At 70.1% G+C, this 25,715-nt stretch carries 20 protein-coding genes and 3 pseudogenes; 12 read left to right on the top strand and 11 right to left on the bottom strand.

Annotated elements, in window-relative coordinates; all coding sequences use genetic code 11:
• The first annotated feature begins 2 nt into the window (after positions 1 to 2).
• Positions 3 to 2,249, top strand: a complete 2,247-nt coding sequence (locus tag AQJ64_RS20035) for a heavy metal translocating P-type ATPase (protein ID WP_055637270.1) — start codon at positions 3 to 5, stop codon at positions 2,247 to 2,249.
• 661 nt (positions 2,250 to 2,910) lie between these two features.
• Here the strand turns inward: AQJ64_RS20035 and AQJ64_RS20030 are convergent.
• Together AQJ64_RS20030 and recD2 are read right to left on the bottom strand one after the other, a co-directional pair.
• Positions 2,911 to 4,200 carry a citrate synthase gene (locus AQJ64_RS20030; RefSeq protein ID WP_055637269.1) on the bottom strand — a complete coding sequence of 430 codons (1,290 nt, stop codon included), beginning with the start codon at positions 4,198 to 4,200 and terminating at the stop codon, positions 2,911 to 2,913.
• A 231-nt stretch (positions 4,201 to 4,431) separates the two neighbouring features.
• Positions 4,432 to 6,684 carry an SF1B family DNA helicase RecD2 gene (recD2, locus tag AQJ64_RS20025; protein ID WP_055637268.1) on the bottom strand — a complete coding sequence of 751 codons (2,253 nt, stop codon included), beginning with the start codon at positions 6,682 to 6,684 and terminating at the stop codon, positions 4,432 to 4,434.
• A gap of 196 nt (positions 6,685 to 6,880) precedes the next feature.
• Here recD2 and AQJ64_RS20020 point away from each other — a divergent pair, with 196 nt between their 5' ends.
• From AQJ64_RS20020 to AQJ64_RS19990, 8 genes and pseudogenes are all read left to right on the top strand, one after another.
• Positions 6,881 to 7,906, top strand: a complete 1,026-nt coding sequence (locus AQJ64_RS20020) for a LacI family DNA-binding transcriptional regulator (RefSeq protein WP_055637267.1) — start codon at positions 6,881 to 6,883, stop codon at positions 7,904 to 7,906.
• Positions 7,903 to 9,441 (top strand): sugar ABC transporter ATP-binding protein, encoded by a 1,539-nt coding sequence (locus tag AQJ64_RS20015; RefSeq protein ID WP_055637266.1) that lies wholly within the window; start codon positions 7,903 to 7,905, stop codon positions 9,439 to 9,441. The genes AQJ64_RS20020 and AQJ64_RS20015 overlap by 4 nt, the downstream gene beginning before the upstream one ends.
• Positions 9,431 to 10,402: pseudogene (locus AQJ64_RS52390) on the top strand (ABC transporter permease); the annotation flags it as partial. The gene AQJ64_RS20015 and the pseudogene AQJ64_RS52390, both read left to right, overlap by 11 nt.
• Before the next feature lie 149 nt (positions 10,403 to 10,551).
• Positions 10,552 to 11,415: pseudogene (locus AQJ64_RS52385) on the top strand (D-ribose ABC transporter substrate-binding protein); the annotation flags it as partial.
• A 67-nt stretch (positions 11,416 to 11,482) separates the two neighbouring features.
• Entirely contained in the window at positions 11,483 to 12,382 is a 900-nt protein-coding gene (locus AQJ64_RS20005; RefSeq protein ID WP_055638991.1) for a ribokinase, read from the top strand.
• A complete protein-coding gene (gene rbsD / locus AQJ64_RS20000; RefSeq protein ID WP_055638992.1) occupies positions 12,379 to 12,768 on the top strand; it encodes a D-ribose pyranase in 390 nt (129 codons plus the stop codon). Before AQJ64_RS20005 ends, rbsD begins: the two co-directional genes overlap by 4 nt.
• A 259-nt stretch (positions 12,769 to 13,027) precedes the next feature.
• On the top strand, positions 13,028 to 14,251 hold the full coding sequence (locus AQJ64_RS19995; protein ID WP_055638971.1) for an esterase/lipase family protein: 1,224 nt from the start codon (positions 13,028 to 13,030) through the stop codon (positions 14,249 to 14,251).
• Between the two features lie 313 nt (positions 14,252 to 14,564).
• Positions 14,565 to 15,005 (top strand): RICIN domain-containing protein, encoded by a 441-nt coding sequence (locus AQJ64_RS19990; RefSeq protein ID WP_157881208.1) that lies wholly within the window; start codon positions 14,565 to 14,567, stop codon positions 15,003 to 15,005.
• Between the two features lie 144 nt (positions 15,006 to 15,149).
• Here the strand turns inward: AQJ64_RS19990 and AQJ64_RS19985 are convergent.
• Positions 15,150 to 15,353, bottom strand: a pseudogene (locus tag AQJ64_RS19985) (GntR family transcriptional regulator); the annotation flags it as partial.
• Positions 15,354 to 15,508: 155 nt separating this feature from the next.
• Here AQJ64_RS19985 and AQJ64_RS19980 point away from each other — a divergent pair.
• Together AQJ64_RS19980 and AQJ64_RS19975 are read left to right on the top strand one after the other, a co-directional pair.
• Complete coding sequence (locus AQJ64_RS19980; RefSeq protein ID WP_059202828.1) at positions 15,509 to 15,805, top strand: hypothetical protein; 297 nt, start codon at positions 15,509 to 15,511, stop codon at positions 15,803 to 15,805.
• Positions 15,802 to 16,062 (top strand): hypothetical protein, encoded by a 261-nt coding sequence (locus tag AQJ64_RS19975; RefSeq protein ID WP_059202827.1) that lies wholly within the window; start codon positions 15,802 to 15,804, stop codon positions 16,060 to 16,062. The genes AQJ64_RS19980 and AQJ64_RS19975 overlap by 4 nt, the downstream gene beginning before the upstream one ends.
• A 34-nt stretch (positions 16,063 to 16,096) precedes the next feature.
• Here the strand turns inward: AQJ64_RS19975 and AQJ64_RS19970 are convergent, their stop codons facing one another.
• The 8 genes from AQJ64_RS19970 to AQJ64_RS19940 all read right to left on the bottom strand — a co-directional run bounded on the left by AQJ64_RS19970 (position 16,097) and on the right by AQJ64_RS19940 (position 24,252).
• Positions 16,097 to 17,497 carry a DUF6177 family protein gene (locus AQJ64_RS19970; protein ID WP_055632823.1) on the bottom strand — a complete coding sequence of 467 codons (1,401 nt, stop codon included), beginning with the start codon at positions 17,495 to 17,497 and terminating at the stop codon, positions 16,097 to 16,099.
• A gap of 73 nt (positions 17,498 to 17,570) precedes the next feature.
• On the bottom strand, positions 17,571 to 18,143 hold the full coding sequence (locus AQJ64_RS46125; protein ID WP_240512541.1) for a type VII secretion system-associated protein: 573 nt from the start codon (positions 18,141 to 18,143) through the stop codon (positions 17,571 to 17,573).
• The gene (locus AQJ64_RS19965; protein ID WP_055632824.1) at positions 18,130 to 18,552 is read right to left on the bottom strand and encodes a hypothetical protein; all 423 of its coding nucleotides are present in this window, start codon (positions 18,550 to 18,552) and stop codon (positions 18,130 to 18,132) included. Before AQJ64_RS19965 ends, AQJ64_RS46125 begins: the two co-directional genes overlap by 14 nt.
• A gap of 2 nt (positions 18,553 to 18,554) precedes the next feature.
• The gene (locus AQJ64_RS19960) at positions 18,555 to 20,600 is read right to left on the bottom strand and encodes a scabin-related ADP-ribosyltransferase (protein ID WP_055632825.1); all 2,046 of its coding nucleotides are present in this window, start codon (positions 20,598 to 20,600) and stop codon (positions 18,555 to 18,557) included.
• Positions 20,597 to 20,986, bottom strand: coding sequence for a DUF6507 family protein (locus AQJ64_RS19955; protein WP_159060303.1), 390 nt, complete (start codon positions 20,984 to 20,986; stop codon positions 20,597 to 20,599). The genes AQJ64_RS19960 and AQJ64_RS19955 overlap by 4 nt, the downstream gene beginning before the upstream one ends.
• A gap of 136 nt (positions 20,987 to 21,122) precedes the next feature.
• Entirely contained in the window at positions 21,123 to 21,920 is a 798-nt protein-coding gene (locus AQJ64_RS19950) for a sugar phosphate isomerase/epimerase family protein (protein ID WP_055632830.1), read from the bottom strand.
• Between the two features lie 32 nt (positions 21,921 to 21,952).
• A complete protein-coding gene (locus AQJ64_RS19945) occupies positions 21,953 to 23,104 on the bottom strand; it encodes a dihydrodipicolinate synthase family protein (RefSeq protein WP_055632827.1) in 1,152 nt (383 codons plus the stop codon).
• On the bottom strand, positions 23,101 to 24,252 hold the full coding sequence (locus AQJ64_RS19940) for a Gfo/Idh/MocA family protein (RefSeq protein WP_055632828.1): 1,152 nt from the start codon (positions 24,250 to 24,252) through the stop codon (positions 23,101 to 23,103). Before AQJ64_RS19940 ends, AQJ64_RS19945 begins: the two co-directional genes overlap by 4 nt.
• Before the next feature lie 293 nt (positions 24,253 to 24,545).
• Between AQJ64_RS19940 and AQJ64_RS19935 the strand changes: the two genes are divergently transcribed.
• On the top strand, positions 24,546 to 25,592 hold the full coding sequence (locus AQJ64_RS19935; protein ID WP_059202826.1) for a LacI family DNA-binding transcriptional regulator: 1,047 nt from the start codon (positions 24,546 to 24,548) through the stop codon (positions 25,590 to 25,592).
• The last annotated feature ends 123 nt before the right edge of the window (positions 25,593 to 25,715 follow it).

Raw genomic sequence — 25,715 nt, 5'->3', positions numbered from 1 at the left:
CCATGACGACGAGCACCGCCACCGACGCGCCGATAGCCGCCCCGACCACCGAAGTCGAACTGCTGATCGGCGGAATGACCTGCGCCTCCTGTGCGTCCCGCGTGGAGAAGAAGCTGAACCGGATGGACGGTGTGACCGCGACGGTCAACTACGCCACCGAGAAGGCGAAGATCAGCTACCCGCCCGGCACCGAGGTCGCCGACCTCATCGCGACCGTGGTGAGGACGGGCTACACGGCCGAGGAACCCGTCCGCGAGGAGCCCGCCGACGAGCGGGCCGGGAACACGGCCGAGAGCGACCCCGAGCTCTCGGCCCTGCGCCAGCGGCTCCTCGTCACCGCCCTCCTCTCGGCGCCCGTCGTGCTGCTCGCGATGGTCCCGTCCCTCCAGTTCGACTTCTGGCAGTGGCTCTCGCTGACGCTCGCCGCACCCGTCGTCGTCTGGGGCGGCGCCCCGTTCCACCGGGCCGCCTGGACGAACCTGCGGCACGGCACCGCCACCATGGACACCCTCGTGTCCGTGGGCACGCTGGCCGCCTTCGGCTGGTCGGTCTGGGCGCTGTTCCTGGGTGACGCGGGCATGCCCGGCATGCGGCACCCGTTCGAACTCACCGTCTCCCGCACGGACGGCGCCTCCGTGATCTATCTGGAGGTCGCCGCCGGGGTCACCGCCTTCATCCTGCTCGGCCGCTATCTCGAGGCCCGCTCCAAGCGGAGCGCGGGGGCGGCGCTCAGGGCCCTGATGGAGCTGGGCGCCAAGGACGTCTCCGTGCTGCGCGACGGGCGGGAGACCCGGATCCCGGCCGACAAGCTGGTCGTGGGCGACCGGTTCGTCGTACGGCCCGGGGAGAAGATCGCCACCGACGGCACGGTCGTCGAGGGCGTCTCCGCGGTCGACGCCTCGATGCTGACCGGTGAGTCCGTGCCGGTGGACGTCGGGCCGGGCGACCCCGTCACCGGCGCGACCGTGAACGCCGGCGGGCGGCTCGTCGTCGAGGCCGCCCGGATCGGCGCCGACACCCGGCTCGCCCGCATCGCGCGGCTCGTGGAGGACGCTCAGAACGGCAAGGCCGAGGTGCAGCGGCTCGCCGACCGGATCGCGGGTGTGTTCGTGCCCGTGGTCCTGGTGATCGCGACCGCCACCTTCGGCGGCTGGCTCGGCGCGACCGGGGACACCGTCGCCGCGTTCACCGCGGCCGTCGCCGTGCTGATCATCGCCTGCCCGTGCGCGCTCGGCCTCGCCACGCCCACGGCCCTCCTGGTCGGCACCGGGCGCGGCGCCCAGCTCGGCATCCTCATCAAGGGGCCCGAGGTCCTGGAGTCCACCCGCCGCGTCGACACCGTCGTCCTCGACAAGACGGGCACCGTCACCACCGGCCGGATGACCCTCCAGGACGTGTACGTCGCGGACGGCACGGACGAGACCGAGCTGCTGCGGCTCGCGGGCGCCCTGGAACACGCCTCCGAGCACCCGGTCGCCCGCGCGGTGGCCGTGGGCGCGGAGGAACGCGCCGGGGAGCTGCCCGCGGCCGAGCACTTCGAGAACGTGCCCGGGCGGGGCGTACGAGGGCGCGTGGCGGGGCGCGAGGTGGCCGTGGGGCGGCTCTTCGAGGATCTTCCGCCGGAGCTGGCCCGCGCCAAGGACGAGGCCGAGCGGGACGGTCGTACGGCCGTCGTCGTCGGCTGGGACGGAAGCGCGCGCGGGGTGCTCGCGGTCGCCGACGCGGTCAAGGAGACCAGCGCCGAGGCGGTACGGGAGCTGCGCGCGCTGGGGCTCACACCGGTGCTGCTGACCGGGGACAACCGGGCCGTCGCCGAGGCGGTCGCGGCGGCGGTCGGGATCGACGAGGTGATCGCCGAGGTGCTGCCCGAGGACAAGGTCGACGTCGTACGGCGGCTGCAGGGCGAGGGGCGGGTCGTCGCGATGGTCGGCGACGGCGTGAACGACGCGGCCGCGCTCACCACCGCCGATCTGGGGCTGGCCATGGGCACCGGGACGGACGCGGCGATCGAGGCGAGCGATCTGACGCTGGTGCGCGGGGATCTGCGGGTGGCGGCGGACGCGATCCGGCTGTCCCGGCGGACCCTGTCCACGATCAAGGGCAATCTGGTGTGGGCCTTCGGATACAACGTGGCCGCGCTGCCGCTGGCCGCCGCCGGACTGCTCAACCCGATGATCGCGGGGGCCACGATGGCCTTCTCGTCGGTGTTCGTGGTGACGAACAGTCTCAGGTTGCGCACCTTTGACTGAGACCCCCTGGAGTCCTGCGCGAGCCTCACATAAGCTCTTCACAAGGCTCGCGCATCATCCTTACGCTTGGGCCTCGCTCGCTGTATCCGGGCTCTTGCGCATCTAACGGACATATGCAAGAGACACAGATCACAGTGATGTGAACGTAACCACCGAAGGGGTTCGAAGGTCTAAGTTGACGGTGTCGGAAAGCGTCTTGGGGGGCGCGGACCGGCGTCTGGGGATGTCTTGGGGGACTTCCTCGGAGATGCGTTGCCGGGGCACGTACACCGGGAAGCTTTGAGCGGCCCTCCCAGCGTGCGCGTCCCGGCAGATCGCACACGCGGTAGTACGGCGGGTTCCACCCGTTGTGCTCAACCGCAGGCACGACAACCGTACGACAACCGCATATCGACACAGCGAATTCAGGCGCTGTCCTCACAAACGCCCGGCCGGATCCCGTGGGGGGAATCCGCACCGGGACATGGGAAGGCGCCCTGGTCGTCGGCCCGTGGGGGGACTGACGCCGGGGCGCCTTCCGCTATGTCTGTGCCTATGCCCGTGCAGACGGCTTGGGCCGACTTTCGGGTGCGGGTACACGGTGGCCGGTCGCGCCCCACTCAGCCGCACCTGACATACGAACCGGCGGCGGGGAACCCCTGCGGCTTCCCCGCCGGAGGCGTCAGCGCTCCTCGACCGGAACGAAGTCGCGCTCGACCACGCCCGTGTAGATCTGCCGGGGACGGCCGATGCGGGAACCCGGCTCCTTGATCATCTCGTGCCACTGGGCGATCCAGCCCGGGAGACGGCCGAGGGCGAAGAGGACCGTGAACATCTCGGTCGGGAAGCCCATCGCGCGGTAGATCAGACCCGTGTAGAAGTCGACGTTCGGGTACAGGTTGCGCTGGACGAAGTACTCGTCGGAGAGCGCGTGCTCCTCGAGCTTGAGGGCGATGTCCAGCAGCTCGTCGGACTTGCCGAGGGCCGAGAGGACATCGTGTGCCGCCGCCTTGATGATCTTGGCGCGGGGGTCGAAGGACTTGTACACCCGGTGGCCGAAGCCCATCAGGCGGACGCCGTCCTCCTTGTTCTTCACCTTGGAGATGAAGGAGTCGACATCGCCGCCGCCCGCCTGGATGCCCTCGAGCATCTCCAGCACGGACTGGTTGGCGCCGCCGTGCAGCGGGCCCCAGAGCGCGTTGATGCCGGCCGAGATCGAGGCGAACATGTTCGCCTGCGAGGAGCCGACGAGGCGGACCGTGGAGGTCGAACAGTTCTGCTCGTGGTCCGCGTGCAGGATGAGCAGCTTGTCGAGCGCGGAGACGACGACCGGGTCGAGGTCGTACTCCTGGGCGGGGACCGAGAAGGTCATGCGCAGGAAGTTCTCGACGTAACCGAGGTCGTTGCGCGGGTAGACGAACGGGTGACCGATCGACTTCTTGTAGGCGTACGCCGCGATCGTCGGAAGCTTGGCGAGCAGACGGATCGTGGAGAGGTTGCGCTGCTTCTCGTCGAACGGGTTGTGGCTGTCCTGGTAGAAGGTGGACAGCGCGGAGACCACCGAGGACAGCATCGCCATCGGGTGGGCGTCACGCGGGAAGCCCTTGTAGAAGTTCTTGACGTCCTCGTGCAGCAGGGTGTGCTGCGTGATGTCGTTCTTGAAGACGCTCAGCTCGTCGACCGTCGGCAGCTCACCGTTGATCAGCAGATAGGCGACCTCGAGGAAGGTCGACCGCTCCGCGAGCTGCTCGATCGGGTAGCCGCGGTACCGGAGGATCCCCTGCTCGCCGTCGAGGTACGTGATGGCGGATTTATAGGCGGCGGTGTTGCCGTAGCCGCTGTCCAGGGTCACCAGACCGGTCTGGGCGCGAAGCTTCCCGATGTCGAAGCCCTTGTCGCCGACGGTGCTGTCGATCACCGGGTAGGTGTACTCGCCGTCGCCGTACCGCAGTACTACAGAGTTGTCGCTCACGTCATCCCTCACCGACGTTGTGCCTCTTCTTCGAGGTTGCCCTGACTGTCTCTACCCTCCCCCATTTGGCGCAGGAGAGTGCACTCGGGGTCGACCATTGGGCTTATCGACGGCACTCAGTGCCGCCAACTTGCTCATCCTGCCGCCTTCGTCACGGTTGGGGAAGTGCTCTGTGACCTTTACGACTCGTTTGATCGATCATTTTTTGTGATGTGTTCGAGAATCGGGTGCTCAACGGCCCGAGAGCCGGAAATCGAGGGCCGTGCAGCGCCGGCCCGCCGAGACCGTGCGCACCGCCTGGCCGATCGCCTTGCGCGAGCCGACGAGGACGACAAGGCGCTTCGCGCGCGTGACGGCCGTATACAAGAGGTTCCGCTGGAGCATCATCCATGCTCCCGTCGTGACGGGGATCACGACGGCGGGATATTCACTTCCCTGTGAACGGTGGATCGTCACCGCGTACGCGTGGGCCAGTTCGTCCAGTTCGTCGAACTCGTACGGAACCTCCTCGTCCTCGTCCGTCAGTACCGTCAGGCGCTGGTCCACCGGATCGAGCGAGGTGACCACGCCCACGGTGCCGTTGAAGACACCGTTCTCCCCCTTCTCGTAATTGTTGCGGATCTGGGTGACCTTGTCGCCGACACGGAACACCCGCCCGCCGAACCGCTTCTCCGCCAGATCGGGGCGGCCGGGGGTGATGGCCTGCTGGAGCAGTCCGTTGAGCGTGCCGGCGCCGGCGGGCCCGCGGTGCATGGGCGCCAGCACCTGCACGTCCCGGCGCGGGTCCAGGCCGAACTTCGCCGGGATCCGGCGGGCCGCCACGTCCACGGTGAGCCGGCCGGCCTCCTCGGTGTCGTCCTCGACGAAGAGGAAGAAGTCCTTCATGCCGTCGGTGACCGGATGCTGCCCGGCGTTGATCCGGTGCGCGTTCGTCACCACGCCCGACTGCTGGGCCTGGCGGAACACCCGCGTGAGCCGCACGGCGGGCACCGGGCTGCCGTCGGCGAGGAGGTCGCGCAGCACCTCGCCCGCGCCGACGCTGGGGAGCTGGTCGACGTCCCCGACGAACAGCAGCCGCGCACCGGGCGGTACGGCCTTCACCAGCTTGTTGGCCAGGAGCAGGTCCAGCATCGACGCCTCGTCGACCACCACCAGGTCGGCGTCCAGCGGCCGGTCCCGGTCGTACGCCGCGTCGCCGCCCGGCCTGAGCTCCAGCAGCCGGTGGACGGTCGAGGCCTCGGCGCCGGTCAGCTCGGCCAGCCGCTTGGCGGCGCGGCCGGTGGGCGCGGCCAGCACGACCTTGGCCCGCTTGGCGCGGGCCAGCTCCACGATCGAGCGCACGGTGAAGGACTTGCCGCAGCCCGGACCGCCGGTGAGCACCGCGACCTTCTCGGTCAGCGCGAGCCGCACGGCCGCCTCCTGCTCGGGCGCGAGCTCGGTGCCGGTACGGCCCTTCAGCCAGGCCAGCGCCTTGTCCCAGGCCACCTCGCGGAAGGCCGGCAGCCGGTCCTCCTCGGTGCGCAGCAGGCGCAGCACCTGGGCGGACAGGGAGAGTTCGGCACGGTGGAAGGGGACGAGGTAGACCGCGGTGACCTCCTCGCCGTCCGTACCGGGGACCTTCTCCCGTACGACTCCCGGCTCGCCGGAGTCCTCGTCCGGCTCGGCCAGTTCGGCCAGGCACTCGATGACCAGGCCGGTGTCGACCTGGAGCAGCTTCACCGCGTCGGCGATCAGCCGCTCCTCGGGCAGATAGCAGTGGCCCTGGTCGGTGGACTGGGACAGCGCGTACTGCAGGCCCGCCTTGACGCGCTCCGGGCTGTCGTGCGGGATGCCGACGGACTGGGCGATCCGGTCGGCGGTGAGGAAACCGATGCCCCACACGTCCGCCGCCAGCCGGTAGGGCTGGTTCTTGACGACGGAGATCGACGCGTCGCCGTACTTCTTGTAGATCCGGACCGCGATGGAGGTGGACACCTCGACGGTCTGGAGGAACAGCATGACCTCCTTGATCGCCTTCTGCTCCTCCCAGGCGTCGGCGATCTTCTTCGTGCGCTTGGGACCGAGGCCGGGCACCTCGATCAGGCGCTTCGGCTCCTCCTCGATGATCGTCAGGGTGTCGACGCCGAAGTGCTGGGTGATGCGGTCGGCGAAGACCGGGCCGATGCCCTTGACCAGGCCGGATCCCAGATAGCGCCGGATGCCCTGGACGGTGGCCGGCAGGACGGTCGTGTAGTTCTCCACGGTGAACTGCTTGCCGTACTGCGGGTGCGAGCCCCAGCGGCCCTCCATCCGCAGCGACTCGCCGACCTGGGCGCCGAGCAGCGCGCCGACGACTGTGAGAAGGTCGCCGGCGCCTCTGCCGGTGTCCACCCGGGCGACCGTGTAGCCGTTCTCCTCGTTGGCGTACGTGATGCGCTCCAGCACGCCTTCGAGGGTGGCCAGTCGCCGCTCTCCCGCCGGGGAGGCCCCCGCCTGATCGGTCATGATCCGACGGTACCGCCCGGCACCGACAGTCCGGTCGGGCGTCCGATCGCCGCACCCCTGGATTCATCACGATCCGGTTTCGGCCACTCCGGAGTCTTGATTAACCCCCTTGTAATCGATTCCAATCCTTCATGCGCGTGGATGTAATCGATTCCATGCCGATCATGTACCGAGTCCACAAGGAGGTGGCGCGGCGATGGCGAGCATCAAGGACGTCGCTGCCGAGGCGGGGGTCTCCGTCGCCACGGTGTCGCGTGTCCTGAACGACCATCCGTCGGTCAGCGAGGACGCACGCACGCGGGTGCTGACCGCGGTCGAGGCTCTGGGCTATCGCCCGAACGCCGTGGCCCGGTCGCTGCGCACCGACCAGACCCACACCCTCGGCCTGGTCATCAGCGACGTGATGAACCCGTACTTCACCGAACTGGCCCGCTCCGTGGAGGAGGAGGCCCGCGCGCTCGGCTACAGCGTGATCATCGGCAACGCCGACGAACGGCCCGATCTCCAGGACCACCACGTACGGACCCTGCTGGACCGCCGGATCGACGGTCTGCTCGTCTCCCCCACCGACGGCGGCTCGCCGCTGATGCTGGGCACCGCGCGCGGGGGGACGCCGATGGTCTTCGTCGACCGGTGGATCCCGGGCGTCGACGTGCCGGTGGTGCGGGCGGACGGACGGGCCGCCGTGCGGGACCTCGTGGCGCATCTGCACGGGCTGGGGCACCGCAGGCTCGCGATCATCGCGGGCCCGGCCGCCACCACCACCGGAAGCGAGCGCATCGAGGCCTTCCGGGAGGCCATGGCCGAGTACGGACTTCCCCTCCCGGACGCCTACATCGGCCAGGGCGACTTCCAGGCCGAGAGCGGACGGCGGGTCACCGAGGGCTTCCTCGACCTGCCCGAGCCGCCCGAGGCCGTGTTCGCCACCGACAACCTGATGGCCCTGGGCGCACTGGACGCCATCCGCGCGCGCGGGCTGCGCGTTCCCGACGACATCGCGCTGGCCGCGTTCGACGACATCCGGTGGTTCGTGCACACCGATCCGCCGATCACGGCGATCGCCCAGCCGACGGGGGAACTGGGCCGGGCCGCCGTACGCGCCCTGGTCGACCGCATCGAGGGGCGGACCTCGCGGTCCGTCACCCTCCCCGCCCGTCTCGTCGTGCGCCGCTCGTGCGGCGAGGCCGCCTCTTCCCCGAAGGACCTGAGGAGCACCACGTGAGCCACCCGGACGAACTGCTGCGTATCGAAGGAATACGCAAGACCTTCCCCGGCGTCGTCGCGCTCGACAGCGTGGACTTCGATCTGCGCCGCGGCGAGGTGCACGTGCTGCTCGGCGAGAACGGAGCCGGCAAGAGCACCCTCATCAAGATGCTCTCGGGCGCCTACCGGCCCGACGAGGGCCGCATCCTGGTGGACGGCGCCGAGACCTGTGTCCAGGGCGCGCAGGACGCCGAACGGCTCGGCATCGCCACCATCTACCAGGAGTTCAACCTCGTTCCCGACCTCAGCGTCGCCGAGAACATCTTCCTGGGCCGCCAGCCGCGCCGCTTCGGCCTCCTCGACCGGAAGCGGATGAACGCGGACGCGGCCGACCTCCTCGCCCGCGTCGGTGTCGACGTCGACCCGCGCGCCCAGGTGCGCGAGCTGGGCATCGCCCGGCTCCAGATGGTCGAGATCGCCAAGGCGCTGAGCCTCGACGCCCGCGTCCTGATCATGGACGAGCCCACCGCGGTCCTGACCACCGAAGAGGTCGAGAAGCTCTTCCGGATCGTCCGCAGGCTGCGGGACGACGGCGTCGGCATCGTCTTCATCACCCACCACCTGGAGGAGATCGCCGCCCTCGGCGACCGCGTCACCGTCCTGCGCGACGGCCGCAGCGTCGACCAGGTCCCGGCGAACACCCCCGAGGACGAACTCGTACGGCTCATGGTCGGCCGGAGCATCGAGCAGCAGTACCCGCGCGAACGCGCCGAGGCCGGGGCGCCGCTGCTCAAGGTCAGCGGCCTCACCCGGGCCGGCAGCTTCCACGACGTCGACTTCGAGGTCCGGGCCGGCGAGGTCGTCGGCCTGGCGGGTCTGGTCGGCGCCGGCCGCACCGAGGTCGTCCGGGCCGTCTTCGGCGCCGATCCGTACGACTCCGGCACCGTCGAGGTGCAGGGCCGCCCGCTGCGCCGACTGGACGTCAACGCCGCCATGGACGCCGGGATCGGCCTGGTGCCCGAGGACCGCAAGGGCCAGGGCCTGGTGCTGGACGCCACCGTGCAGGAGAACCTCGGCCTGGTCACCCTGGGCCGCTCCACCCGCGCGGGCTTCGTCGACCGGGCCGGGCAGCGGCGGGCCGCCGACCGGATCTCCGGGCAGCTCAAGGTCCGGATGGCCGGACTGCACCAGCACGTACGGACGCTGTCCGGCGGCAACCAGCAGAAGGTCGTCATCGGCAAGTGGCTGCTCGCCGACACCAAGGTGCTCATCCTCGACGAGCCGACCCGCGGCATCGACGTGGGCGCCAAGGTCGAGATCTACCAGCTGATCAACGAACTGACCGCCTCCGGGCACGCGGTTCTGATGATCTCCAGCGACCTCCCCGAGGTGCTGGGCATGAGCGACCGGGTCCTGGTGATGTCCCAGGGCCGGATCGCGGGCGAACTCTCCGCCCAGGAAGCAACACAGGACGCCGTCATGGCGCTGGCCGTCAGCGCGACCGCGGCAACGGACACAGCAGCAAAGGATGTGGAGGTCTCCCGTGGCCACTGACACGCTCAAGAGCAGTACGCACACGGGTGGTGCCCTCGCACTGCGCCGGATGCTCCTCAACAACGGCGCCCTCACCGCGCTGGTCGTCCTGGCCGTGGCGATGTCGTTCCTGTCGGGCGACTTCCTGGCCACCCAGAACCTCCTCAACGTCGGCGTCCAGGCGGCCGTCACCGCGATCCTGGCGTTCGGCGTCACCTTCGTGATCGTCTCGGCCGGCATCGACCTGTCGGTCGGCTCGGTCGCCGCGCTCTCCGCCACCGTGCTGGCCTGGGCCGCCACCGACCAGGGCGTCCCGGTGTGGATCGCGGTCCTGCTCGCCATCGCCACCGGCGTCGGCAGCGGACTGATCAGCGGCGCGCTCATCTCCTTCGGCAAGCTGCCGCCCTTCATCGCGACCCTGGCGATGCTGTCGGTGGGCCGCGGCCTCGCCCTGGTCATCTCGCAGGGCAGCCCGATCGCCTTCCCCGACTCCGTGTCGAATCTGGGCACCACCATCGGCGGCTGGCTGCCGGTACCGGTCCTGGTGATGATCGTGATGGGTCTGATCACCGCCGTGGTCCTGAACCGCACGTACATCGGCCGCGCCATGTACGCGATCGGCGGCAACGAGGAGGCCGCCCGGCTCTCCGGCATCCGCGTCAAGCGCCAGAAGCTGGTCATCTACGCCCTGGCCGGCGCCTTCGCCGCCATCGCGGGCATCGTCCTCGCCTCCCGGCTGGCCTCCGCCCAGCCGCAGGCGGCGTACGGATACGAACTCGACGCCATCGCCGCGGTCGTGATCGGCGGCGCCAGCCTCTCCGGCGGCGTCGGCAAGGCGTCGGGCACCCTCATCGGCGCGCTGATCCTCGCGGTGCTCCGCAACGGCCTCAACCTGCTGTCGGTCTCCGCCTTCTGGCAGCAGGTCGTCATCGGCGTCGTGATCGCGCTCGCCGTCCTGCTGGACACGCTGCGCCGGCGCTCGTAGCCGCCGCCGCGTCTCCGTCCCCAGTCCCCACGGTCCCCCCGCACCCCTACGCTCACCCTCACCCGCAAGGAACCGTCATGCGCATCAAGCAGATCTCCGTCGCCACGGCCGTCATGGCCTCGCTCGCCCTCACCGCCACCGCGTGCAACTCCGGGTCGTCCGGCTCCTCCGACCTGAAGGTGGGTCTGTCGCTCTCCACCCTCAACAACCCCTTCTTCGTGCAGCTGAAGGAGGGCGCCCAGGCCGAGGCGAAGAAGGAGGGCGTCTCCCTCACCGTCACCGACGCGCAGAACGACGCCTCCCAGCAGGCCAACCAGATCGACAACTTCACCAGCCAGAGCGTGAAGTCGATCATCATCAACCCGGTGGACTCCGACGCCGCCGGCCCGTCCGTCAAGGCCGCCAACAACGCGAACATCCCCGTCGTCGCCGCCGACCGCACGGTCAACAAGGCCACGGTCGCCACCACCGTCGCCTCGGACAACGTCGCCGGCGGCAAGCTCGCCGCCCAGACCATCGCCGAGGCGCTCGGCGGCAAGGGCACCATCCTCGTCCTCCAGGGCACCGCCGGCACCTCGGCCGCCAACGAGCGCGGCCAGGGCTTCACCGAGGGCCTGAAGGCCTACCCGAACATCAAGGTCGTCGCCTCGCAGCCGGCCGACTTCGACCGCACCAAGGGCCTGGACGTCACCACCAACCTGCTGCAGGCCCACCCGGACATCACCGGTGTCTTCGCGCAGAACGACGAGATGGCGCTCGGCGCGATCAAGGCCCTGGGCAGCAAGGCGGGCAAGACGGTCAAGGTCGTCGGCTTCGACGGCACGCCGGACGGACTGACCGCGGTCAAGGCGGGCACACTGTTCGCCTCGGTGGCGCAGCAGCCCAAGCTGCTGGGCCAGTTGGCCGTCGAGAACGCCGTGAAGGCCGCCAAGGGCAAGAAGGTCGACACGACGGTCAAGGTGCCGGTCAAGGTCGTCACCTCGGCGAACATCGCCGAGTTCGCCTCCTGACGTCGTCCGCGCACCCGTTGACGTCGTCCCGCACGGGACGCCGAAACCGACGTAAGGAAACACAACGATGCACGGCTACGACCTGCTGGTCGTAGGGTCGGCCAACGCCGACCTGGTGATCGGCGTCGACCGCCGCCCGGCGGCCGGCGAGACGGTCCTCGGCTCCGACCTGGCCACCCACCCGGGTGGCAAGGGCGCCAACCAGGCTGTCGCGGCCGCCCGTCTGGGGGCCCGTACGGCGCTGCTGGCCCGGGTCGGCGACGACGCGCACGGCCGGCTGCTCGGCGACTCCCTTCGAGCGGCCGGCGTCGACACCGCCGGCATCCTCACCGGCGGGGCGCCCACCGGGGTCGCGCTGATCACGGTGGACCCGTCCGGGGACAACAGCATCGTGGTCTCACCGGGTGCCAACAGCCGGCTGAGCCCCGCCGACGTCCGGGCGGCCGGGAGCCTGTTCCGGGCCGCCCGGGTGGTCTCGGCGCAGCTGGAGATCCCGTTGGAGACGGTCGTGGAGACCGTACGGAGTCTGGCTCCCGGCAGCCGGTTCGTCCTGAACCCGTCACCGCCCCGGCCGCTGCCCGCCGAGGTGCTGGCCGCCTGCGACCCGCTGATCGTGAACGAGCACGAGGCGCGCGTGGTGCTCGGGGACCTCGCGGGCCCCGAACCGGAGGACTGGGCGCGGGAACTGCTCGCTCTCGGACCGCGCTCGGTGGTCGTCACCCTGGGGGCGCGGGGCGCGCTGGTGGCGGACGCGGACGGGACCGCCCGGATTCCGGCCGTGCGGGTCGCGGCCGTGGACACGACCGGGGCGGGCGACGCGTTCACCGCGGCGCTGGCCTGGCGGCTGGGTCTCGGCGAGCCGCCCGCCGTCGCCGCCGCGTACGCCGCCCGGGTCGGGGCGGCCGCTGTCACCAAGGAGGGCGCCCAGGTGTCCTTCCCCACGGCCGAGGAGGTCGACGCGCTGTGAAGAAGACCGGAATCCTCAACCGTCATCTGTCCGGGGCACTGGCCGAGTTGGGGCACGGGGACGGGGTGCTGGTGTGCGACGCCGGTATGCCGATACCCGACGGGCCGCGGGTGGTCGACCTCGCGTTCCGGGCGGGGGTGCCGTCCTTCGCGGAGGTGGTGGAGGGGCTGCTGGAGGAACTGGTCGTGGAGGGCGCGACGGCGGCCTCGGAGGTACGGGAGGCGAACCCGGCGGCGGCGAGGCTGCTGGCGGGGCACTTCACCCGGCTGGCGTACGTCTCCCACGAAGAACTGAAGGTGCTGTCGGCGGGCGCGCGGCTGGTGGTCCGCACGGGTGAGGCACGGCCGTACGCGAATGTGCTGCTGCGCTGCGGGGTGTTCTTCTAGCGACGCTGACCTGCTGAAACGTCGCGGGAAAACTTCGAGGGGCCCGGTCCGTCGACCGGGCCCCTCGGCTTGCCCCCTCCAACTGTCGAAACCCCCCGCGATCCCCCCAGATCCCCCTCCAGAGGTCCCGACGCCCTGTACGACACACAGGGGGCGGGAACGGTTGCACGGCTTTCAGAAATTTTCCGACAGGCGATTTGCCCGAAATATGCCACATGATGTTGTCGTCCCCCTCTCCCCTCCCACGAGGAGTACGACCATGTCCGAGAAGACCGAGCCCCAGATCGGCCCGATCAGGATCGGCGACCCGCTCGACGCACCCAGCCAGCCGATCGACGTCCCCGATCACGAAGTGTGGGACGCCGACATCGACAAGGGCTTCGCCTGGGTCTTCCACGCCGGCGACGACCGCCGCCTCACCCGGCCGGTGATCATCGCGGACGGCTTCAACCACGGCAAGAGCGACCTCGCCAAGCTCTACCAGTTCCTGGACGGCGAGGACCATCCCTTCCTCACCGCACTCCGTCGCAGCGGCCGGGACGTGATCCTGCTCGGCTTCGACAACCGCACCGCGTCCATCCTGGAGAACTCGAAGGCGGCCGAGGCCACCATCCGCAAGGCCATCCAGCTCCGCGAGGGCTCCGAGCGGCTGATCGTCGGCGGCTTCAGCATGGGCGGGCTGATCACCCGCTACACCCTCGCCAGGATGGAGACCGACTTCCACGAGGACGAGCACCAGACGGGCGTGTACTTCTCGTTCGACACCCCGCACCGCGGCGCCACCATCCCCGCGGGCGTCCAGGCGTTCGCGCACCTGCTCCCGCACGGCCTGGACCTCAAGCCCCACCCCTTCGCGCAGCAGATGAACAGCCCGGCCGCGCGGCAGATGCTGTGGCAGCACTACGACAAGACCACCCAGAAGATCGGGGTGGCCCCCGAACGCACGGCACTGCTCAACGAGTTGGACCGGGTCGGCCAGTGGCCGCGGATCCCGCGCAAGCTGGCCGTCGCCAACGGCCGCGGCGACGGCATCGGGCTGCCCGACGTCGAGCCCGGCGAGGTCACACTGCGGCTCGACGTCCGCTACCCCGGCACCACCTTCTACGCCCAGGCGCAGGGCGACGACGTGACGGTCGCCTACCTGTACCGGAAGTTCCCGGAGACCGAACGCACCATCACCACCAGCGACTTCCCGGAGCTGGACGGCGCACCGGGCGGGACGCTCGCGACGTACGAGATCCTCGCGAAGTCGATGATCGAGGCCGGCGGCGAGGCGGACCTGCGGCAACCGCACGTGTGCTTCGTCCCGTCGGTCAGCGCGGTCGACATCTCGGACTTCGCGCGGCAGGGGGACCTGTACGCGAGGGTCGACGGCCTGGACCCCTCCCAGAGCGGCGTGGACGAATTCCACTGCTCGTCCACGACGACCCCGCACACGCTGCCGACCGAGGAGCTGTGCACCTGGCTGCTGGAACGGTTCTAGCCGCGGTCCGACAGTGCGGCCGGGGCAGGGGCGCCGCCCGCGCCCCTGCCCCGGCCGCGCCCCCCCCCAAGAGGAATCGGCGGACAACGTCAAGGCAATCCGCCAGTGGTTGACTCCGGCCGTGGCGGCGTGTGACACAGGCCCACCACATCGACGACAGAGCACGGCGAAGCGGAGAAATCACAGCATGCTGAACAAAGCGGCGTTAGACGCGGGCACTTCGGAAAAGGTGCGGGCGTCGGCCCGGCCCCGCGGTCTGGGGCGTTTCGCGTTCCGGGGTTGGGCGGCGGCCTTCACTGTCTGCCTCAGCCTGATGTTCTCGTTCTTCGGCGCGAGCACCGCGTCGGCGGTGCCCACCCTCGGGCCGGCCCACCTGAGCAGTCTGAAGACCGGACGCTGCCTCGACGGCGGCCCCGCGAACGAGAGCGGCCGGGGGGAGGTCTACACGAACACCTGCCAGTCGGGGAACCCATGGCAGCAGTGGCAGGTGGAGATCGTCTACCACGCCAGCTATGACGTCGTCATGGTCCGTCACACGGCCACCAATACCTGCCTGAGCCAGCAGCTGGGGCTTGTCACGCTCCCCTGCAACGGCGGCGACGCCTCCCAGCTGTGGCAGGCGAAGGGCACGGGCTGGAACGACGTGGAGCTCAGGGACATGCCGCTCGCGAACTGCCTGGACGCCGACGGCAGCGGCGACGCGTACATGCTCGGGTGCAACGGCGGCCCGTTCCAGCACTGGAAGCTGGGCTAGCGGTCCTGGGCCGGAGAGGAGCCGGTGTTCCCGGCGATCCCCTCCGGCCCGTTGCCTGTGCGAGGCCTATGCAGGGGGTACGGCGGCGTCGGGGGCGGGCGGGAGGGGGTCGGAGACGAACCACCCCCGCTGCGGAACGGCTTACACCCAGCCTTCGTCGGCCAGCAGGCCAAGCCCCCGCCGCACCGTCGTGCGGGCGATCCCGTACCGCTGCACGAGCTGAGCCTCACTGGGCAGCATCCGCCCGGGCTGCCAGTCGCCGCGCCTCATCTGCGCACGCAGAATCTCGGCGAGCTGCCGGTACGGCGTCAGTGGCGCTCCGTGATCGATCTCAGCATCAGGATTCATGGAGTCGACGCTAGGCAAGTGGAGCGATACACACTCTTTGAGATACGTCTCGCGATGAGTCGATACAAGGGGATACCATTCCCCATGAAAGCGCCCCGGCGGGAAGAGTGAGAGCTTCCATGCCGGGGCTGAGCCGACTAAACAGGAGTCGACCTATGCGCAGCCTACTGGCCGCGATCCTGAGCCTCTTCCTGCCGCCTCGTGGAGCGCACCGCGCCCTCGAAAGGCCACCGATCCCGACCGTCTATGCGCCCGCACCCGCGCGTCGGGCGCGGCCGTACCCCCCGGACGTCATCCCAGCCGACGGTCTGCCCCTCGTCCGGCCGTACCTCGCCGTATGGGAGCGCGAGCGGGACGAGCGGGACCGCCGGCGCCTCCAGCGGGAGCGGCGCCGTGCGGCGGTGCTCGCAACGCTGGGCCAGGACTACGTCCCGTCGGAGGCCGCCGCGTGAGCGTGAGGAGATTCCGTAGCGTCGGCGTCGACCCGGCCACCGGTAAAGAGGCGTTCGTGGTGGCGCAACCCGGTGGCTTCCTGGAGGAGCTGGCCGACGCCCACGCCCTGAAGGCGGCCGCCGTGCTCGTGACGATCGTCGGTGCGGTACTGGAGGGAGGCAGGTCCTCGGACACCGAACTCGCGGCCTTCGTGCCGGCGTTGCATGCGGCGCTTGAGGAATGCGTCGGCATCATGGCGGCGGACAGAGAGCATTGACGCCGCGCGAGTGACCTTGTGCCGTGAGCCTCCCTCAAGGACGGGAAGGTGGGCCTCCCCCAGCAGTCTTGAGGTAGGCGCCGAGGGTCTGGAGCGCGCTCCAGGCCTTCGGGTCGGTTCCGTCCCCGAGGGGGTAGTGGAGAGCCGGGGAGGCAGGCGAGCCGAGTCGCCGTGGTTGCGCCGCGATGGGTGGGCGCCCGGCGCGCGGGAGGCCGATCTTGCGCACGTCGCGTGGTCCCAGGGTGAACGAGACCGGGAGGGGCGGGCCCTCCACCCGCGGCAGCAGGGTCAGGTCGGCGCGGGCCGCGCGGACGGTGGTGAGCATCGTCGTCAGGCCGTGTTCCGTGACGAGGGTCGCGGCGAGGGACTCCAAGGCGGCGAGGGGCAGGTCCTGGGGGCGCTCGTAGCCGAGGGTGAGGCTGATCTCCTCGGCGACGCCTGCCGTCGTGCGGCTGACGCGCTGTGTGGCGATGGCCGGACCACCCACGGCGACGATCTGAGTGGGGGCAGGGATCCGTTCCCGGGCGAGGTCGGTCAACTGCTGCGGTGACCAGGGCAGATTGACCGGCTCGGCCGTGCCCCAGCCGACGGGCGGGGAACCGGTGAGGTGCCGCCAGGCCGCCTCCAGCGCGCGACCGAGCACGAGCCGCTCGTCGGGTGCGTGCACCGTGCGGAACGACACGGTGAGCTGCCGGTGCTCGGTCGGTGCGGCTCCCACGGTGAAGGCCTCGGCGAGCGTGCTGTCGATCGGCGCGAACGTGCCGCTCCGCCAGGCCAGTCGTACCCCGGCCAGACCGTCGTAGTAGCCGCCCTGCGGGTCCTGTACGACCCAGCGGTTGGGTGCCCCGCCGAGTGCGGTGCGCAGGGGCAGGGTGAGGCGGACGTGCGGAGGGGTGACGAGGTGGAGGGCTCGGTTCGACTGCGCGGTGGCACGCAGGGTGTCGGAGAGCCAGGCGGTGAGCGGAAGGAGCGGGCGGTCGGAGAGGACGACGGCGGTCGAGTCGGTCAGCGCGTCGACGGTCGGGAAGTCCTGAGTGGCGGGCGGCTCGTCGGGGACGGTGACCCGGGCTGTGTGGGCTGCTGCTGCGGGCGGCCAGGTGGTTCCGCCGAGAAGCAGGGTCAGGCGGCCGCACACGGATTCCGCCAGCGGCTCCGCCTCGGGGGTCGCCGTGGAGGCGCGTGCCTCGGTCCACCAGTACGGCAGCCCCGGGGCAGTGGTCCCGGCTCCCAGGAGGCGTTCTGCCTCACCTGGCACATGGACGAGCAGCGGAGCCTCGACGGAAACCAGCGGGCGCCCGGCAGCCGTGCGCAGCTGGATGACCGCACCGTCATCGGTGGCCGTCAGCCCCAGATCAGGTCCGCCGGCGTGGAGAGCGGCCAGCAGCGAGGCCTGGTCGGGCATCTTCGGGGTGAGCGCGAGGACGTCCTTGGTCATGCGCTGTCCTCGGGTGCGTGCGGTACGACCGATGCCTCCGGACAGGCTTGAATGACCATTCGAGACACCCCAGTCACTGCCCGGTTTCCCGTCTCATATCGGCAAGCGGAATGCGTACAGAAACCGCGCTGTCTCCGTTCAGCTCAACCGCGCCGCGCACGTGCAGGCGCGGCAGCAGGTCAGCAAAATGCACTTGCTGGAGCTGAGGGGAAGAAGTGGGAGCATGCGACGGATGCGTGTAGAGCGCGACTACCGGCTCACCAGCGTCACTCGCATGCGGATCGGTCCGCAATTCCGCCCCAGGAACGAGGTAGACAGTCGAATCGATCAGAGCATCGCGTACGGCGGCGTCTGATCCATAGCCCGTAGCCGCGAGCTGAATTGCCTCATCCACTCGATCACTCGGAGCTGGCATACCGACTGCACGCGGGGAGGGTCGGTACTTCGGGTTGTGCTTGAACTCACCGTTGAGCCGCCCATTGGCGTCCACCTTCCAGGCCCCCACGATTCCGATGGGCGGAACCTTCCCATCTGGATCAAAATAGGGGTCGATCGCATACACCCAACCACCGGGCTGGGCGGCGGCCTGGGCACGCACGGCATCGGTTACGGGCGGGACTGACGCCTGAGCCTCATTCATCGTCATGCCTCATTCGCTGCTTCTGCGCGTCCTTCTGCTCAGCCACACTCGTGAGGCGCGCCCACTCCTCGATCGGAACATCGTCGAAGATGTCGACGGTGCGCGGCCGCCCAGTCGACGGCCAGCGGTACGCCCTTCTACCCCCACCCATCTCAAGCGCCATTCTACTGGGATAGACGTCCCGACAGGCACCCTCGACGGCCGGCGTCAACCCCTGCTTATCCAAGTCCTGCCTCACCTCGGAGAGGGCAGTGAAGAAGTTCCATGCCGTGTGGTGCGAGACGCACTGACCCCAAGTGATGCGAACGACGTAATCATCCCCGCTGAAACTTCCGGTCAGATACCCGAGGAATTGCCCACCGTCCGAGACAAGCACAATATCCTTTTGGTACAAAATCTCTACGTCGACAGACATGGTCAACCTCGGGGAACATAGTTGGGGTTCGGGATGAATTCACCAAGCTCACCTGTCGCATAATTGTACGCGTAAGCACCCTTGATGTACTCGCCGCGGATCCCCCCAGGGAAGGCCACCTCTTCCTCGTAGGAAAGGGGGTGGTCACCCAGCGAGCGGTTGATGTCGATCCCGCCCGGCACATCAAGCTCGTATGTGTACTTGCCTCCGAACTCGTCACCTATGTCGTCCCGATAGGAAGTGCTGACGAACGCTGAATGTTCGCTGTCCTCGACATACTGCGCCAAGTCCACATTGGAAGGGTCTCGCGGCTCGAAACCGCTCTCGAAGACCGCGTCAGGGGAACGGTTGTCACTGCGATACAGAGGCTCGAGACCCTCACGCCATACCACCGGCCTGCCCAGACCATTCAGATCCACGCTCCGATCCGTCGCGGCGGCCAGCCGATCGGGCTCATCGCCGGACACGGCCCCATGCCCGGACGTACCACCAGGGCCATCCCCACCGGCTCCGTCGGACGCGCCACCCATGTTGTCACTGGCGCCCGGAGCACCGTGACTCTCCGATGGGGCATGCCCGTGATGACCCGCGCTGTCGCCGGGCAGGTGAGATACCGCGCCACCCGAAGGCTGGGCAGACAGGCCGGCCAGGTTGTCGCCACCATGGGCACCGACTGCAGCCAGTTCGTACGGGTGCCCCGCCTGTGCGCCCTGCTCTGCCCTCTCGTCGGCGGAGGCTTCCTTCGGGGCTTGCTCACTGTGCTGGTGCAGGGAGCCGTCCGCGTTGAGGAGGTGGCCTTCGTCGGTGAGGTAGACGATGTTGCCGGTGGCGTCGTCGACGTAAGGGATCGCGTTGTCCGGGATCTCCGGGGAGCGGAGGCCGTCCGCCCGTTCCAGGAGGTCGAGCGTCGTGCCGGAGTGCAGGTTCTTCAGGACGCGGAAGGATTCGCCGACCTTGCCGAAGGCGAAGGTGCCCGCCTTGCCCGCGTAGGTCATCGGGTCGATGGCTCGGCCCACCTTGCCCACGGCCGACAGGGCGCGGGCCGCCGCGGACGACTTGGCGGCGCCGGAGGCCGCCGCGCCCGTGCCCTCGGTGCCCAGCAGGGTCAGTACGTTGAAGCCGACCGCGCCCGCCGCCCGGGACGGGTTGGTCTTCCAGGTGTCCCAGGCGACGAAGCCCTTGACGGTCTGTTTGTAGGCGGTGCGGGAGTCGCGGAGCCAGGAGGGGAGCCGGTCGTCGGGGACCAGCCACCAGGTGCCGAGGGTGGCGCTGGTCAGGGCCGAGGCCGTCGCGAGCTTGGCCAGGCCCTTCCACGCCTCGCCCGCCGCGTCCGCGCCGTCGGCGCCGAACAGGGTGCCCACGCCGTGGATCGTGGCCATCACGCCGTCGGTCCAGATGCCGTCCCAGACCTGGCCGGCCTGGTGGGTCAGCCAGTCCCAGCCCTCGTACTCCCGCTCGGCCGGGGCGCCCCACGGGGTCTGCGGCGCGTGGTCGAGGTCGTCGGCGCGGTAGCCGTACATGTGCTCGCCGTGCGAGCCGTCGTCGACGGTGGTCTTCGAGCCGCCGACCAGTGCGGTGATCCTGTTGTGGCAGGTCCGCTCGGCCGCCTGGAAGGCCGCGACCGTGTGGTTGACGTCCCGCCAGAGCTCGTTGTTGCGGTCGACCTTGTCCTGATCCTTGCGCCAGTCGTCGTCCCCGGACAGCGAGTCCACGAAGGCGGTGGCCTCCGTCTTCAGGGTCGCCAGTCTGTCGATCAGGGGCTGGACTTCCGCGCTGTAGTCGGACAGCGCCGAGGCGACCTTCTCCAGGTCGTCGGCGAAGCCGTCCGCCTTCGTCCGGACGGGCAGGGTGGAGGAGAGCAGGTCGGCGGCATCAGGGGTCCGGTAGACGGCGGACAAGCCCTGGAACGTGGTGTGCACGTTCGCGCCGGACGCCCGGAACTGGGCCGCGTTCGCGGTCAGCAGCATCACGTCGGTGTCCAGGGTGGACAGGTCCCCGATGAAGTGCGGTATCCCGGACGGGTCGATCAGGGTTGCCCCGTCGCTCACTTGCCCGCCCCCGGCAGATCGACCTTCGGCTCCTTGGCCGCCTCCCGCTGTGCGGTGGCCGCCATCGTCAGGTCGCCCTCGGCGTAGTGGCCCGTGGCCTCGGCCGCGCCGTTCACGGACTTGGACGCGCGTTCGGCGATGTACACCAAGTCACGCGCCCACTGATCGAGGAACTCCGCCAGCGCCGCGCCCACCAGCCCGGCCGTGCTGCTGTACGGGCCGTACTGGCTGGTGATCGTCCCCGCCGCCGAGGCCGCCTCCTCCAGGTTGCCCTGCATCGCCCGGCCCGTGTCCGACAGTGCCTTCGCCGCCGTGCCGGTGTTCCGCAGAACGCCGCGCACTCCGGCGATGTCGATGTCCCAGCCCGTCACTCTGCTCCCCCGCAACCCGCACCTCCCCCAGTGCGTCGAACGTATTATCGCATGAGCAGTTGCAAAGCGACGGGATGTCAGACGGCCGCCGGATGTCGTCGTACGTTTTTCGACATCCGGCGGCCGTCCGTGGGTTCGCGTGACTGCGGGGTCAGAGGACGTGCTGGACGAACCTCTCCGCCGTCTCCGCGAGGACCTCGCGCCCGCCCCGCGCCCACAGCCCGTCGTTGAACAGCTCCACCTCGATCGCGCCCGTGTAGCCCGCCGCCTCCACGTACGCCTTCCACTCGCGCATGTCGATCGCGCCGTCGCCGATCTGGCCGCGGCCGTTGAGGACGCCCTCGGGGAGGGGGGTGGTCCAGTCGGCGAGCTGGAAGGTGTGGATACGGCCGCCGGCGCCCGCCCGGGCGATCTGGGCGGGGGCCCGGTCGTCCCACCAGATGTGGTACGTGTCGACCGTGACGCCGACCTGGTGGGCCGGGAAGCGTTCCGCGAGGTCCAGGGCCTGGGTGAGGGTGGAGACCACGCAGCGGTCGGAGGCGTACATGGGGTGCAGGGGCTCGATCGCCAGGCGCACGCCGTGCTGTTCGGCGTAGGGGCCCAGTTCGGCAAGGGCGTCGGCGATGCGCTCCCGCGCCCCGTGCAGGTCCTTGGAGCCCGCCGGGAGGCCGCCGGAGACCAGGACCAGGACCTCGGTGCCGAGGGTGGCGGCCTCCTCGACCGCCCGGCGGTTGTCGTCCAGGGCCTTGGTGCGTTCCGCCGGGTCGATCGCCGTGAAGAAGCCGCCCCGGCAGAGGGTCGTGACCGTCAGGCCCGCGTCCCTGATCAGTTTGGCCGTCGCCTCCAGGCCGTACGTCCGGACCGGCTCGCGCCACAGGCCCACCCCGGGGACACCCAGCTCCAGGCAGGCATCCACCAGTTCGGGCATCGACAGCTGCTTCACCGTCATCTGGTTGATGGAGAAGCGGGACAGGGAGCCGGTCACTGCGTCACTCCGTACAGGGCGAGAAGGGTCTTCATACGGTCCTCGGCCAGCTTCGGGTCGGGGAACAGGCCCAGGCCGTCGGCGAGTTCGTAGGCGCGCGCGAAGTGCGGGAGGCTGCGCGCCGACTGAAGGCCGCCGACCATCGTGAAGTGCGTCTGGTGGCCCGCCAGCCAGGCCAGGAACACCACGCCCGTCTTGTAGAAGCGGGTGGGGGTCTGGAAGAGATGGCGGGAGAGGGCGACCGTGGGGTCCAGCAGGGCACGGAAACCGTCCTTGTCGCCGGTGTCCAGGAGCCGTACCGCCTCCGCCGCCAGCGGGCCCAGCGGGTCGAAGATGCCGAGCAGGGCGTGGCTGAAGCCCTGCTCGTCGCCCGCGATCAGCTCGGGGTAGTTGAAGTCGTCGCCGGTGTAGCAGCGGACGCCCTGCGGGAGGCGGCGGCGGATGTCGATCTCGCGCTGGGCGTCCAGCAGGGAGACCTTGATGCCGTCGACCTTGTCGGGGTGGGCGGCGATGACCTCCAGGAAGGTGTCCGTCGCCGCGTCGAGGTCGGAGGAGCCCCAGTAGCCCTCCAGCGCCGGGTCGAACATCGGGCCCAGCCAGTGCAGGATCACCGGCTCGGAGGCCTGGCGGAGCAGGTGTCCGTAGATCTCCAGGTAGTCCTCGGGGCCCGAGGCGGCCGCGGCCAGGGCGCGGGAGGCCATCAGGATCGTCCGGGCGCCGGCGGCCTCGACCAGGGCGAGCTGCTCCTCGTACGCCGTCCGGACCTCGGCCAGCGAACCGGAGACGATCTGGTCGGTGCCCACGCCGCAGGCGATGCGGCCGCCGACCGCCTTCGCCTCGGCGGCGCTGCGGCGGATCAGCTCGGCCGCGCCCGCCCAGTCCAGGCCCATGCCGCGCTGCGCGGTGTCCATCGCCTCGGCGACACCGAGCCCGTGCGACCACAGGTGGCGGCGGAAGGCGAGGGTGGCGTCCCAGTCGACGGCGGCGGGCGAGTCGGGCGAGACGTCCGCGAAGGGGTCGGCGACGACGTGCGCCGCCGAGTAGACCGTGCGGGAGGTGAAGGGGGTGCCCGGGGTGATGAGGAGCGGTTCGGTGCGGGGGTCGTAGGTCCGCAGCGTGCCGTCGGGGGCGGGGAGCCGGATGGTCACAGCGCGATCTCCGGGACGTCGAGGCGGCGGCCCTCGGCCGAGGACTTCAGGCCCAGCTCGGCGAGCTGGACGCCGCGGGCGCCGGCGAGCAGGTCCCAGTGGTAGGCGGCGTCGGTGTAGACGTGCCTGAGGAACAGCTCCCACTGGGCCTTGAAGCCGTTGTCGAAGTCGCCGTTGTCCGGGACCTCCTGCCACTGGTCGCGGAAGGCGTAGGTGGCCGGGATGTCGGGGTTCCAGACCGGCTTGGGGGTGAGCGAGCGGTGCTGGACGCGGCAGTTGCGCAGGCCCGCGACGGCGGAGCCCTCGGTGCCGTCGACCTGGAACTCGACGAGTTCGTCGCGGTTGACGCGGACCGCCCAGGAGGAGTTGATCTGGGCGATGGCGCCGCCCTCGAGCTCGAAGATGCCGTACGCGGCGTCGTCGGCCGTGGCGTCGTAGGGCTTGTCGCTCTCGTCCCAGCGCTGCGGGATGTGGGTGGCGGTGAGGGCCTGGACGGACTTCACCCGGCCGAACAGCTCGTGCAGGACGTACTCCCAGTGCGGGAACATGTCGACGACGATGCCGCCGCCGTCCTCGGCGCGGTAGTTCCAGGAGGGGCGCTGGGCGGTCTGCCAGTCGCCCTCGAAGACCCAGTAGCCGAACTCGCCGCGGATGGAGAGGATCCGGCCGAAGAAGCCGCCGTCGATCAGGCGCTTCAGCTTGAGCAGGCCGGGCAGGAACAGCTTGTCCTGGACGACGCCGTGCTTGACGCCGGCCGCGTTCGCCAGGCGGGCCAGCTCCAGGGCGCCGTCGAGGCCGGTGGCCGTCGGCTTCTCGGTGTAGATGTGCTTGCCCGCGGCGATCGCCTTCCTGATCGCCTCCTCGCGGGCGGAGGTCACCTGGGCGTCGAAGTAGATGTCCACGGTCGGGTCGGCGAGGACCTCGTCCACGTCCGTGGCCCAGTGCTCCAGGCCGTGCTGCTCGGCGAGCGCCTTCAGGGCGTGCTCGCGGCGGCCGACGAGGATCGGCTCCGGCCACAGCACGGTGCCGTCGCCGAGGTCGAGGCCGCCCTGTTCGCGCAGGGCGAGGATGGAGCGGACGAGGTGCTGGCGGTAGCCCATACGTCCGGTCACGCCATTCATGGCGATACGCACCGTCTTGCGTGTCACGTCGGTCCCTTCGTAGGCGTAGTACGCGGTGGTGTGCGCCGCGTACGCCTCTTCCTGATCAGCGTTACAGCAAGCGCTTTCTATCCAAGGAGAAGCTAGCCTCTGACCAGTGGTCCGGACAAGACCGTGTCCATCCCGAGTTGTTCGAGGGGGCGAACAGCAGGGGGTTGTGGCCTTAGGGTCTGCTCGGACACGCCCGGAACCGCGACCGCGGCCGGCCTGTCTTACGTGGACGTATGAGTACGTGGACGTATGGGGACGTACGACGAGATGCGTGACCGGAGGACGACGAGATGACGGTGACCCTGGCGGACGTGGCGGCCCGCGCGCAGGTCTCGCCCGCGACGGTGTCGCGCGTGCTGAACGGGAACTATCCCGTCGCCGCATCCACCCGTGAGCGGGTGCTGCGGGCTGTGGACGAGCTGGACTATGTGCTGAACGGACCCGCGAGCGCCCTCGCGGCGGCGACCTCCGACCTGGTGGGGATCCTGGTCAACGACATCGCCGACCCCTTCTTCGGGATCATGGCCAGTGCCATTCAGGGGGAGATCGGGGGACCCGGCGGGCGCGCCGGGGGCGAGCGGCTGGCGGTGGTCTGCAACACCGGGGGCTCGCCGGAGCGCGAGCTGACCTATCTGACCCTGTTGCAGCGGCAGCGGGCCGCCGCCGTGGTGCTGACCGGCGGGGCCATGGAGAACGAGCCGCACGCGGCGGCGGTGGCGGCGAAGCTGCGCAGGCTGGGCGAGGCGGGGACGCGGATCGTGCTGTGCGGGCGGCCGCCGGCGCCGGACACCTCGGCGATCGCGCTCACCTTCGACAACCGCGGCGGCGGGCGGGAGCTGACCGAGCACCTGATCGGGCTCGGGCACCGGCGGCTGGGGTACATCGCCGGTCCCGAGGAGCGGACGACGACCCGGCACCGGCTGGAGGGGCACCGGGCGGCGCTGGCGGCGGCGGGGATCGAGGAGGATCCCCGGTGGACCGTGCACGGGCGGTACGACCGGCGGGCGGGGTACGAGGCCACGCTGGAGCTGCTGCGGCGGGACCCGAGCCTGACCGCGGTGGTCGCGGCGAACGACTCCGTCGCGCTCGGGGCGTGCGCGGCCCTGCGGGACTCCGGGCTGCGGATCCCGGAGGACGTGTCGGTGGCCGGGTTCGACGACCTGCCGTTCAGCATCGACGCGGTGCCTTCTCTGACGACGGTGCGGCTGCCGCTGGCGGAGGCGGGGGCCCGGGCCGGGCGGATCGCGATGGGGCGGGAGGAGCCGCCGCCGGGAGGGATCGCCACGGTGCGGGGGGAGTTGATGGTGCGGGGGTCCTCCGGGGTTCCGCGGGGGTAGGGCACCCCCTGTTGGATGCGTGCGGGGTGTTTCGGTGACCGAGTTTCCGGGGGCTGCCGCCCCCGGGCCCCCGCTTCGGGCCCTTGAGGGGCCTCGTCCTCAAACGCCGGACGGGCTGATTGA

It is taken from the genome of Streptomyces griseoruber, from assembly GCF_001514205.1.
In the GTDB taxonomy this organism is placed as follows: domain Bacteria; phylum Actinomycetota; class Actinomycetes; order Streptomycetales; family Streptomycetaceae; genus Streptomyces; species Streptomyces griseoruber.
Note: the sequence above shows the minus strand (reverse complement) of the source record. Positions and strands in the feature narration are given on the sequence as shown.

What these genes read in the sequence shown, in the direction of transcription:
- AQJ64_RS19970 (WP_055632823.1), bottom strand. Translation starts at nt 17,497, where the DNA reads ATGACCAAGGACGTCCTCGCGCTCACCCCGAAGATGCCCGACCAGGCC.
- AQJ64_RS20020 (WP_055637267.1), top strand. Translation starts at nt 6,881, where the DNA reads ATGGCGAGCATCAAGGACGTCGCTGCCGAGGCGGGGGTCTCCGTCGCC.
- AQJ64_RS19990 (WP_157881208.1), top strand. Translation starts at nt 14,565, where the DNA reads ATGTTCTCGTTCTTCGGCGCGAGCACCGCGTCGGCGGTGCCCACCCTC.
- AQJ64_RS19935 (WP_059202826.1), top strand. Translation starts at nt 24,546, where the DNA reads ATGACGGTGACCCTGGCGGACGTGGCGGCCCGCGCGCAGGTCTCGCCC.
- AQJ64_RS20005 (WP_055638991.1), top strand. Translation starts at nt 11,483, where the DNA reads ATGCACGGCTACGACCTGCTGGTCGTAGGGTCGGCCAACGCCGACCTG.
- AQJ64_RS20035 (WP_055637270.1), top strand. Translation starts at nt 3, where the DNA reads ATGACGACGAGCACCGCCACCGACGCGCCGATAGCCGCCCCGACCACC.
- AQJ64_RS46125 (WP_240512541.1), bottom strand. Translation starts at nt 18,143, where the DNA reads ATGACGATGAATGAGGCTCAGGCGTCAGTCCCGCCCGTAACCGATGCC.
- recD2 (WP_055637268.1), bottom strand. Translation starts at nt 6,684, where the DNA reads ATGACCGATCAGGCGGGGGCCTCCCCGGCGGGAGAGCGGCGACTGGCC.
- AQJ64_RS19995 (WP_055638971.1), top strand. Translation starts at nt 13,028, where the DNA reads ATGTCCGAGAAGACCGAGCCCCAGATCGGCCCGATCAGGATCGGCGAC.
- AQJ64_RS19965 (WP_055632824.1), bottom strand. Translation starts at nt 18,552, where the DNA reads ATGTCTGTCGACGTAGAGATTTTGTACCAAAAGGATATTGTGCTTGTC.
- AQJ64_RS19950 (WP_055632830.1), bottom strand. Translation starts at nt 21,920, where the DNA reads ATGACGGTGAAGCAGCTGTCGATGCCCGAACTGGTGGATGCCTGCCTG.
- AQJ64_RS19980 (WP_059202828.1), top strand. Translation starts at nt 15,509, where the DNA reads ATGCGCAGCCTACTGGCCGCGATCCTGAGCCTCTTCCTGCCGCCTCGT.